Below are 10,110 nucleotides of genomic sequence, written 5' to 3' on the forward strand. Positions count from 1 at the left end.
GTTTGAGAAATCTTCTCTAGCTTTCATGCTTACTTATGTACTTACGCAATAAAAAAGCCCCTAATATGAATTAGGGGCTTTTCTGTGTCTTATGAATTCTTTCAATGCAAAACGTAACGTAAAAATCGTATAGGTATATGATTAAGCCATCGTCGTCATTGATTTGATGCGAGTATATAGCTCTTTTTGCTCTGCGCTTGGACGTGCAGTCTGTACGGCCATTAGCTGTGACATATCGCCTTCGACACGGATTTTGCCACTCATAAACGCACCCATGATTTGGTTGGTATCAAAATCAGTGATGATAGACTGTAGGATATCGCGATCTAATAGCAGCGTCGTCGTTGCATTATCATTTAAGCCACGATGCAGCAAACCATTTGCAAAATTGGCTTCGATAGTTTTATCAGCTTCAGCCACTTTTAGGTTGACGACCATATTGGCAAGTACTGGTGGTAAATTTAACTCACCTGCTTCGTTGCCCATTTTTTCTACTTGCTCAAACCATTCATCTGTCAAAAAAACTGCCATATTATATTATCCTTAATTGATATTCTGTCAGACCAATATCCCTTGAGGCACTATTGGCCTAACTATTAGAATTATTAAAATGATTGCTATCAATAGACCTATGCGATACATAGCCATTAATGACGTTCAGCCTCATTATAAAGGGCGACTTGATAAGAAGTAAAACCTATTTATCGGCTCAGCAATGTTATTGTTACAAAACTTCTTTGCAAGCCTACGCTTATGTCTAGCGAGCGCTTCCCCTATTCAATCAAAATGAGCATCTAGAATAGTGACAAAATTGTGTATAAAATAGAGGAGTAGCACAGCAATAATAAGTTGCTCGCTAACATTTATACCAAAGAGTTTGTATTTTGGCGCATAGTTCTGATGATATTTAATTAGGATTGCGTTACAATACCCTTAAACAGAGTCGGGAGTTTTAACCAAACATTACATAATCGTGTTTTTTGTCAGCCGCCGCTAGCATACATCTATGGTCAATGCGTTTTAATAGCCCTATAGATATGGGTATCTATCTTCATTAGTACAGATTTTTTCGTAATAATTAAGATACATATTTAGCCTTATGAGATGTTTGATGCTCAAAACGGCGCGTCTTCTTATTTACCTTGATGATCTATTAACAATCCTACTATCGATTGACCTTGAGCAAGGTGTATGAAATGCCTATTTCTATTTATTAGTATTAACTAATAGACAGTAAGGGCCTAAATCGATAGTTAATGACGTCATTGCGCTAAATAAGCCAAAAAACAACATGTGTTGGCGCTAGTATAAATACAAATTTGAGAGTATTTATAGTGCAGACAACATAGATTGTTGGTTAATTCTGTTGATAATTCGGGCTGTAAAGGAATCATCCAATGAGTTTACAAAACACAGCAGTCGCCCCAGTTGACCGTGAGTATGAAATTACTATCGTAAGATTTTTTACGATCATGGCTGTCGTTTGGGGCATCGTCGGCATGAGTCTTGGTGTGTTCATTGCTTCACAGTTAGCATGGCCAGCACTCAACTTTGACATTCCATGGCTGACCTTTAGTCGTTTAAGACCACTGCATACCAATGCGGTGATTTTTGCGTTCGGTGGCTCTGCCCTGTTCGCAACGTCTTACTACATCGTTCAGCGTACCTGTAAGACGCGTTTATTTGCGCCATATTTGGCTTGGTTTACCTTTTGGGGTTGGCAAGCGGTTATCGTATCCGCTGTTATTACCCTTCCTCTAGGTTTGACCTCAACTAAAGAATACGCTGAGCTTGAGTGGCCGATCGATATCCTAATTGCCTTGGTATGGATCTCTTATGCCATTGTATTTTTTGGTACGCTCATCAAACGTAAAACCTCACATATCTATGTGGCTAACTGGTTCTTTGCCGCTTTCATCATTACGATTGCATTACTACACATCGTAAACAGCATGGCGATTCCAGTTAGCGCGTTCAAATCTTATTCGCTATTTGGCGGTGCAACTGATGCGATGGTGCAGTGGTGGTACGGGCATAATGCGGTAGGTTTTTACTTAACGGCAGCCTTCCTTGGAATGATGTATTATTTCGTTCCTGTACAGATTGGTCGTCCTATCTATTCTTATCGTTTGTCTATCGTTCACTTTTGGGCATTGATTGCTTCATATATGTGGGCTGGTGGTCACCATTTGCATTATTCAGCGCTTCCTGATTGGACGCAGTCTCTTGCTATGGTCTTCTCAATCATCCTGTTCGCACCATCTTGGGGTGGTATGATTAACGGTGTACTAACGCTATCAGGTAGTTGGGATAAGCTGCGTACCGATCCAATCATTCGCTTTATGATTGTTGCATTGTCGTTCTACGCGATGTCAACGTTCGAAGGCCCAATGATGTCTATCAAAACAGTGAATGCGCTATCGCATAATACTGATTGGACAGTTGGTCACGTACACTCAGGCGCACTTGGCTGGGTTGGTATGATTACCATTGGTTCGCTATACGTACTGTTACCACGTATTTATAACAAACCGAAGATGTACTCTATCAGCTTAATCACCACGCATTTTTGGCTTGCGACTGCAGGAACGATTTTCTATATCGTGTCTATGTGGATCTCAGGTATTGGCCAAGGCATGATGTGGCTTGCTACTAACCCAGACGGTACTTTGGTATATAGCTTCGTTGATACTGTTGAATTCTCGCATTTCCCATATATTGGCCGTGCATTTGGTGGCTTCTTATATGTATCGGGTATGTTTGTAATGGCTTATAACTGCTATAAAACACTCAAAATGCCAGAAGGTAAGCCTGTAGATGTCGCTGATCCAACGGATCATGAACCTAGTGTCGAAAAACCTTCGACAGCTAACGTATAAGGAGCGATCATGGCTGGTACACCGCATGAAATTATTGAAAAAAATACAGGCTTGTTAGTCATTGGTATCGTGATTGCTATTAGTTTTGCAACGCTAGTTGAAATCGTGCCATTGATCTATGACAACAAGGGTCCTGAAGAAGGTGGGGTGAACGCTCCCCTTCCTGCTATGGAGCCTTGGACAGCGCTTGAATTTGAAGGTCGTGATATTTATATCCGTGAAGGATGTCACGTTTGTCATACTCAAATGGTTCGCCCATTACGTGCAGAAGTTGAACGTTATGGACCATATTCACGTGCCGCCGAGTCGACGTGGGATCATCCATTCTTATGGGGATCGAAACGTACTGGACCAGATTTAGCACGTGTTGGTGGCCGTTATTCTGAAGATTGGCAAAAGCAACATTTGATCAATCCACGTTCGCTAGTGCCTGAATCAGTTATGCCAGGTTTCCCTTGGTTGGCGACTAACGAAGTAGATGGCGAAAACATTCAAGCTAAAATGCGTCTATTCCGCGATCGCTTCGGTGTTCCTTATACTGAAGAAGACATTGAAGGCGCTCCAGATGCAGTGCTTGGCGCTACTGAGCTTGACGCTTTGGTCGCCTATCTACAGCAGTTAGGTACCGCAATGGAAGGACAGCGCTAATGGGTATTGGTGAATTACAAACAATTGCGACCGTTTCTGCCTTTATTGCCTTCGTAGGCGTTGCATGGTGGGCGTATTCGCCAAAAAACAAAAAACGCTTCGAAGAAGATGCACAACTTGCGCTTGATGACGAGGATATAAAATCTCTGTCTGAAGAGCAGCGCAATAAGGATAAATGATGACATTTTTTTGGAGTTCTTGGATCACGCTAATCAGTTTCGGTTGCTGGCTTTTTATTCTTGGCGTTCTGTTGTTTGTACTAAAATACAAACCAGACGTTGAGGAAGACGGTACTACTGGTCATGAATACGATGGTATCCGAGAATACGACAAGCCGCTTCCTAAATGGTGGTTGGTGATATTTTTTGGCTCGATCGTTTGGGGTGTGGCGTACTGGGTATTCTTTCCAGCTATGTTCCCGAAACACTGGGAAGGTATCGCCACCGTAGAAGTTGACGGTGAGACTGTACCGTGGACCTCTAAAAACGAGTTGTTCAGTGAGCTTGAAAGTAACAATAAAGTATTTACCGATAACTTTGAAAAAAGCATTCTGGTAAAAGCAGATGCTGCAGGTGCGACTGCAACATTGGGTACGCTAAATGAGCTACAAGCGACCATGCGTCGTAGCGAAAACCCACCAGCAGATCTACAGACTAAAATTGACGAAAAAGTTGCAGAACTTGCTCCTTACGTCGAAAAACTGTCTGAAAATCCAAATGCGTTAAAAGTTGGTAGCCGTTTGTTCTTACAGAACTGTTCTGTATGTCATGGCTCTAACGCGAAAGGTGCAACAGGCTACCCTAACCTAACCGATAATGATTGGTTATATGGTGGCGAAGCTAGCAACATCCTGACCACGCTACACAATGGTCGTATCGGCGGTATGCCTGCTTGGCGCGATCAGATCGGTGAAGACGGTGTACGTGCAGCTTCTGAGTATGTATTGTCACTATCTTCAAATAACGGTAGTAAGAGTAACGGTGAACTTGATCAAACCTTGGTTAATCAAGGCGAAGCTATCTTTAAGCAACAGTGTGCACTATGTCACTCTGAAAGCGGTAAAGGTATGATTTCAGCTGGTGCACCGAACTTGACTGATAATATCTGGTTGTATGGCGGTGAGCGTGAGACTGTACGTAATACACTACGTTATGGCCGTGCTGGCGTTATGCCTCAGTGGGAAACTAAGCTAGGTAATGAGCGTATCATGCTACTTGCTGCTTATATCTACTCACTATCAGATAAAACAGGAAAATCACCTGAAGCAGCACCAGTTACTGCTGCAGCTACTCAGCCTGTAGCAACTGAAGAAGCAACTGCTAACTAAGACGTTGTTACTGTACTGAATATGGACGAGATTTAATGAAGGGAGAACTGTTATTGCAGTTCTCCCTTTTGCGTATAGCGGTATTGATTTTCATTTAGAAATGACAGTGATGAGCGGCTATAAATACTAGAAAACGTTCTCGTATATTCGTTGCTTTTTACGATTATCACCCCATTATTAGTAGGGAGAATGTTAGAATAGCTATTTTTTAAAATAGTCTATTGGTCATGGCTTTATATCGCTCTGACTCAATCACATAACAAGATAGTCAACTTCAGATAAATTAGATACAGGCTCGTTTAGTCTACTATTTGTAGTACTTTCACTTCCCTTTACTTGTATCAAGATTATGTTGAACCGACTATATTTACAATCGATCATTTGGTAAGCAGATTAGAAAGTTTTTTATCGAATTTTCTATCCGCTATTTACTGACATTGATAACATCATACACTCATATACCTCGACGCTAGAGGTGTTTGTTCATCATGCCAGCAGACTGATTCTTTTTTTAAAGAGGCACGTTTATGTCAGCACAACAATCCAATAAAATTCCTGTACAACAAGTCGACCTTGATGCAACCAAGCATCGTGTACACCCAAGGTTTGTCACAGGTTTTTATCAAAATATTCGTGTCATCACGATGTATGCTCTTTTTGCGGCTTTTTTACTTTTGCCATGGCTGCGCTATAATGATAGACAAGCAATATGGTTTGATGTGCCATCGCAGCATTATTATATTTTTGGCATGACCTTTTTGACGCAAGATTTTTATTTTATTGCTGCATTTGCCATTATTGCCGCGTTTACGCTGTTTATGGTGACGGTATATGCAGGACGCGTTTGGTGTGGTTATGCCTGTCCTCAAACGATATGGACGCATCTATACCAATATGTTGAAAAGTGGGTGATTGGCGATCGTAATAAGCGCATCAAGTTTGATAAAGCACCGTTAAGTGCGAGCAAAGTATTCAAACGCACGGTGGTATATTCAATTTGGTTTTTGCTTTCTGTGATTACAGCAGCGACCTTTGTTAGTTATGTGGCAGGGACGGATTCTCTATATCATAGCTGGCAGTCAATAGGAGTGATTCCATTCCCTGATTGGCCAACGTGGGTATGGGTCTCAATGTTTATCTTCACCTTTGCTACTTATGCCAATGCAGGCTATATGCGTGAGCAGATGTGTGTACAGATTTGTCCTTATGGCCGCTTTCAAAGTGTGATGTTTGATAAAGACACATTGATCGTATCTTATGATTATGAACGCGGTGAGCCGCGCGGCGCTCGTAAAAAAGGTACAAATCCAGAGCACTTAGGCGACTGCATTGAATGTACCATGTGCGTGCAGGTCTGCCCTACTGGTATCGATATTCGTGATGGGTTACAAGTTGCCTGTATCCAGTGTGCGGCTTGTATCGATGCCTGTAATGAAGTGATGGACAAGGTCGGCTATCCGCGTGGACTGATTCGTTATACGACCGAACGTCAGCTGGCAGAAAAAGAGCCAAGCCGCGTACTGCGCCCACGACTATTTGCTTACTTAACATTGTTGGCTGTACTATGTGGCGGCGTTATATATGCGTTAACCGATCGCGTGCCACTGGAAATTGATATCCGCCGTGACCGTAATCAGTTATCGTCTATCAACAATCAAGGCATGATTGAAAATAGCTATATCGTTAAGCTAACCAATAAGACGCAGGATGCTCATACCTACACGATAACACTAGCACCGCAAAAAGGGCTGAGCTTAGAGCTACGCTTTAACGATGTACCATTAGAAGCTGGCGAAAGCTTTGATATGCCAGTCAGTATTTATGGTGATCCTGATGTAATAGAGTTTGGCCAAACGCCTGTCACGCTAAATGTGAGCAGCGAAAATGGCAAGTATAAGGTAAGTAAGCAAAATATCTTTACGACCCAAGGTCAGTAAACAATTAATATGTTCATTGTTTAATTTCATGTATGTCATTCGGTAGTCTGTAACTAGTGCAAGTAGTTAAATAGCTAATTGTTCTAGTGATAGGCTATCGAATAAATGTTTTACCATTAAACTGGTAGCGCTTAGCCGCCAAATTATCCGTTGATACCATTTATAGATGTCTAATGAACAGCTATCTATTAAATGCGTATCTGATGCATAGGTATTTTATGTCTACTCCAGCACCGAACTTTAAACATCAAGATAAGCAGCCATGGTATAAAAATTACATGGTCGTTATCTTTGTGATTGGCATGCCTGCTGCGGTCGTGATCGCTTGTATTTGGTTTGTTTATTACTCTTACCAGATCCGTGATAGCGTGGTACGTGACGACTGGTATATGGATGGCAAAACGCTCTATCATGATGTGTCTCGTGACAAGCTCACGTATGATTTAGACTTGCATGGACAAATGCAGTTTGCAGAAAATGGCGATATTGTGTTTTATCTCAACTACCCTGAGCAAAGCGTGCAGTCAGGCAAGCTGTTAAATGGTACGCCACTTACTTATCCTGATACGTTGGAGCTTTCTATTTCTCATGCAACGGATATCAAAAAAGACCGCGACGTTGTCCTTAAGCATGTTGAGGGCAATAAATACAGCGCACAAGTCGATATTGATCCTGTAAAAGCCAAGTATTACCTTCAGGTTAGCAATGACGGTAAAGATGATTGGCGTATGCAAGACGTCGCAAAATTGCCGCGCTCAAAGATCAGCTTTGACCCACTACCCGTTTTTGCTAAGAGTTAATACTGTTAGTAGCATCCAGACATAAAAAAACCAGCCGCTCGTCAGAGATCGGCTGGTTTTTTTTGAGCTATTTAATATTCTACTAATGAATAAATACGGTTTAATCTCGCACTAATTTATAAACTACTAAATCACTGGGTTAATCGTTGGAATTTTCTGTGCTTTACGCTCGTTCTGCGCGGCTTTATCCGTCTCTGTCGAATAAGGCTTGTCACTAGCGAACTTAGGATTGAACGTTTGCGTCCTTGGCGATACAGGTAAACCAATCTCAGCCAAACTATCCGTCTGCCCAGCTTGAATATTATCACCCTCAAATAAACGCTCATCGTTATCACGGTCAAGACTGAGTGTTTCAAAGTCAAAAAGCTCACGATCAGCTAACTGTGATGGTGCAACGTTTTGCATTGCCTTAAAGATAGAAGCCAAACGCTGCGGGTGAGCGTCATCCCATTCACGCAGCATATCGTTGATGATGGCGCGTTGTAGATTGGTCTGGCTACCACATAAATTACAAGGAATGATTGGAAATCCCTTTAATTTGGCATACTCAATGATGTCTTTTTCTTCGACATAGGCCAATGGGCGAATCAGCATATTTTGCTTATCATCACTCAGTAACTTGGGCGGCATTGATTTGAGCGCACCACCATGAAATAAGTTCAAAAAGAAGGTCGCCAGCATATCGTCACGGTGATGGCCAAGGGCAATCTTAGTCGCGCCAATTTGTTTAGCAAAGCCATATAGTGAACCGCGGCGCAAACGTGAGCACGCCGAGCAGTAAGTCTTTCCTTCTGGCACCACGCTTTTAACGATGCTATACGTGTCTTTTTCTAAAATATAGTGAGCAATGCCCTGCTCGTTTAGATACGCAGGTAAAATATCTTCTGGATAGCCTGGCTGCTTCTGATCGAGATTCACCGCGACGATATCAAAATGAATTGGTGCAATGCGTTTTAGCAGCAATAAAATATCAAGTAAGGTATAGCTGTCTTTACCACCCGAAACACAGACCATCACCACATCGCCATCTTCGATCATATTAAAATCGCGGATTGCCCAAGAGACTTGGCGACGCAGCTTCTTTTGTAGTTTACGAAAGTACGCTGATTCGGTAGGTGCTTGCGCATCGGCAAACTGCTCGTCAATCATGTCCTCATCACTGCCATCTTCAGAGACGTCATCGTACTCTCTACTATCAGTATCGGTCTCCAAAGCCTGACTATCAAAGCTCATTGCATCAGATACATCATCAGCTTGAGAAGGAATATTTGGCGTAAATAAGGTTGCTGCGGTCATAAATTACTCAATATCTTTATAAGGGTGATTTTACTATAAAGCGATTTGCGATAAGGCTTTTAAAGCATTAGCACCAATGTCATGTGACTGATACTTTAAAAGCTGCGATTATAACAAATATTGCTAACAGATTGAAAAGATGACAGTAATACCGACTTTATTTTATTGCAGTGCTATGTAAACTAGCTTTGACAGCTTAGTGACGGGTGATTGGTCGCTTCGTGGTTCTGTAGTAGACGTATTTTTGCTAAAATAGCCGTTTTCGTAAACCAATAATAGATATCACTATGACTAACGTTACTTTGCAAAACACCCCCAATCAAGTATCAGATGCTGATTTAGCTGCTCTTACCAAAAGCGAAAATGCGGTTGTCCTTTTATCAGGCGGTCTCGATTCGGTGACTTGCTTATATTGGGCAAAAGCGCGCTATGCATCAGTGACAGCAGTCAGCTTTAACTATGGTCAGCGTCATAATAGTGAACTTGTGGCCGCAAAGACCATCGCTGAGACAGCAGGCGTCAATCATAGAATCATCGATATTGATATCGCACAACTGGGTGGTTCATCATTAACAGACCACAGCATGATCGTGCCAGACGGTGATTCGGATAAATTCCCTAGCAAAAAACGCGACGAAATCGATAACGACGCTATCCCAAATACCTATGTGCCTGCGCGCAATACTATTTTCTTATCATACGCGTTAGCAGTCGCCGAAGTCGCTGATGCCAATCATATTGTCATCGGTGTCAGCTCAGTTGACTACTCGGGCTATCCTGATTGTCGCCCAGAGTATATAGCTGCCTTTGAATATATGGCCAACCTTGCGACAAAAGCAGGCGTTACTGGTCATCGCTTATCGATTCAAACGCCATTGCAGCAATTGTCAAAAGCCCAAACCATTGAGCTTGGTCTATCATTAGGTGTCGATTACGGACAGACGATTTCTTGTTATCGTGCAGATGCCAACGGTCTTGCTTGTGGTGTTTGTGATAGTTGCGCATTGCGTCGTCAAGGCTTTGCCCAAGCTGGCGTAACTGACCCTACTCATTATCAGTCTTAGTTAATTTTAGTAGGTCCTATATAAGTTGGATATGTAGTGGTCAACTAATTTAGGACAGCTGATAAGAGGTTTTGATTAAAGTAACGTCTCTCTTTTTCTGCTGGCGGCAAATAATCGTTGAAAGCATGCGGTCTCACGGTCTGATAATAGCCCCAGATG

General features: G+C 42.1%; 9 protein-coding genes. 7 read left to right on the plus strand and 2 right to left on the minus strand.

Features of this window, described 5'->3' with window-relative positions; translation table 11 throughout:
• Positions 1-141: 141 nt before the first annotated feature.
• Positions 142-531, minus strand: coding sequence for an SCP2 sterol-binding domain-containing protein (locus JMX91_RS04265; RefSeq protein WP_057760797.1), 390 nt, complete (start codon positions 529-531; stop codon positions 142-144).
• An 866-nt stretch (positions 532-1,397) separates the two neighbouring features.
• On the opposite strand from JMX91_RS04265, the gene ccoN reads away from it, so the two are divergent.
• The 6 genes from ccoN (at position 1,398) to JMX91_RS04295 (ending at position 7,591) form a co-directional block, all read left to right on the plus strand.
• Positions 1,398-2,879 (plus strand): cytochrome-c oxidase, cbb3-type subunit I, encoded by a 1,482-nt coding sequence (gene ccoN, locus JMX91_RS04270; RefSeq protein ID WP_057760799.1) that lies wholly within the window; start codon positions 1,398-1,400, stop codon positions 2,877-2,879.
• A 9-nt stretch (positions 2,880-2,888) separates the two neighbouring features.
• Positions 2,889-3,527, plus strand: coding sequence for a cytochrome-c oxidase, cbb3-type subunit II (gene ccoO / locus JMX91_RS04275; protein WP_057760802.1), 639 nt, complete (start codon positions 2,889-2,891; stop codon positions 3,525-3,527).
• Entirely contained in the window at positions 3,527-3,706 is a 180-nt protein-coding gene (locus tag JMX91_RS04280) for a CcoQ/FixQ family Cbb3-type cytochrome c oxidase assembly chaperone (RefSeq protein ID WP_057760804.1), read from the plus strand. Before ccoO ends, JMX91_RS04280 begins: the two co-directional genes overlap by 1 nt.
• Positions 3,706-4,854 (plus strand): cytochrome-c oxidase, cbb3-type subunit III, encoded by a 1,149-nt coding sequence (ccoP, locus tag JMX91_RS04285; RefSeq protein WP_160023677.1) that lies wholly within the window; start codon positions 3,706-3,708, stop codon positions 4,852-4,854. The genes JMX91_RS04280 and ccoP overlap by 1 nt, the downstream gene beginning before the upstream one ends.
• A 527-nt stretch (positions 4,855-5,381) precedes the next feature.
• The gene (gene ccoG, locus JMX91_RS04290) at positions 5,382-6,791 is read left to right on the plus strand and encodes a cytochrome c oxidase accessory protein CcoG (protein ID WP_201547826.1); all 1,410 of its coding nucleotides are present in this window, start codon (positions 5,382-5,384) and stop codon (positions 6,789-6,791) included.
• A gap of 218 nt (positions 6,792-7,009) precedes the next feature.
• Positions 7,010-7,591, plus strand: coding sequence for a FixH family protein (locus JMX91_RS04295; protein WP_201547827.1), 582 nt, complete (start codon positions 7,010-7,012; stop codon positions 7,589-7,591).
• 126 nt (positions 7,592-7,717) lie between these two features.
• On the opposite strand, the gene ttcA is transcribed toward JMX91_RS04295, so the two are convergent.
• Positions 7,718-8,740 (minus strand): tRNA 2-thiocytidine(32) synthetase TtcA, encoded by a 1,023-nt coding sequence (ttcA, locus tag JMX91_RS04300; RefSeq protein ID WP_227679267.1) that lies wholly within the window; start codon positions 8,738-8,740, stop codon positions 7,718-7,720.
• 434 nt (positions 8,741-9,174) lie between these two features.
• Between ttcA and queC the strand changes: the two genes are divergently transcribed.
• Positions 9,175-9,951, plus strand: coding sequence for a 7-cyano-7-deazaguanine synthase QueC (queC, locus tag JMX91_RS04305; protein ID WP_201547831.1), 777 nt, complete (start codon positions 9,175-9,177; stop codon positions 9,949-9,951).
• Positions 9,952-10,110: the final 159 nt, after the last annotated feature.

Source organism: Psychrobacter sp. Pi2-1 (genome assembly GCF_904846645.1).
Lineage (GTDB): Bacteria > Pseudomonadota > Gammaproteobacteria > Pseudomonadales > Moraxellaceae > Psychrobacter.

Excerpts from the sequence above, each read along its gene's own strand:
- ccoG (WP_201547826.1), top strand. The coding sequence starts at position 5,382 with ATGTCAGCACAACAATCCAATAAAATTCCTGTACAACAAGTCGACCTT.
- queC (WP_201547831.1), top strand. The coding sequence starts at position 9,175 with ATGACTAACGTTACTTTGCAAAACACCCCCAATCAAGTATCAGATGCT.
- ccoO (WP_057760802.1), top strand. The coding sequence starts at position 2,889 with ATGGCTGGTACACCGCATGAAATTATTGAAAAAAATACAGGCTTGTTA.
- JMX91_RS04280 (WP_057760804.1), top strand. The coding sequence starts at position 3,527 with ATGGGTATTGGTGAATTACAAACAATTGCGACCGTTTCTGCCTTTATT.
- ccoP (WP_160023677.1), top strand. The coding sequence starts at position 3,706 with ATGACATTTTTTTGGAGTTCTTGGATCACGCTAATCAGTTTCGGTTGC.
- JMX91_RS04295 (WP_201547827.1), top strand. The coding sequence starts at position 7,010 with ATGTCTACTCCAGCACCGAACTTTAAACATCAAGATAAGCAGCCATGG.
- ttcA (WP_227679267.1), bottom strand. The coding sequence starts at position 8,740 with ATGATTGACGAGCAGTTTGCCGATGCGCAAGCACCTACCGAATCAGCG.
- ccoN (WP_057760799.1), top strand. The coding sequence starts at position 1,398 with ATGAGTTTACAAAACACAGCAGTCGCCCCAGTTGACCGTGAGTATGAA.
- JMX91_RS04265 (WP_057760797.1), bottom strand. The coding sequence starts at position 531 with ATGGCAGTTTTTTTGACAGATGAATGGTTTGAGCAAGTAGAAAAAATG.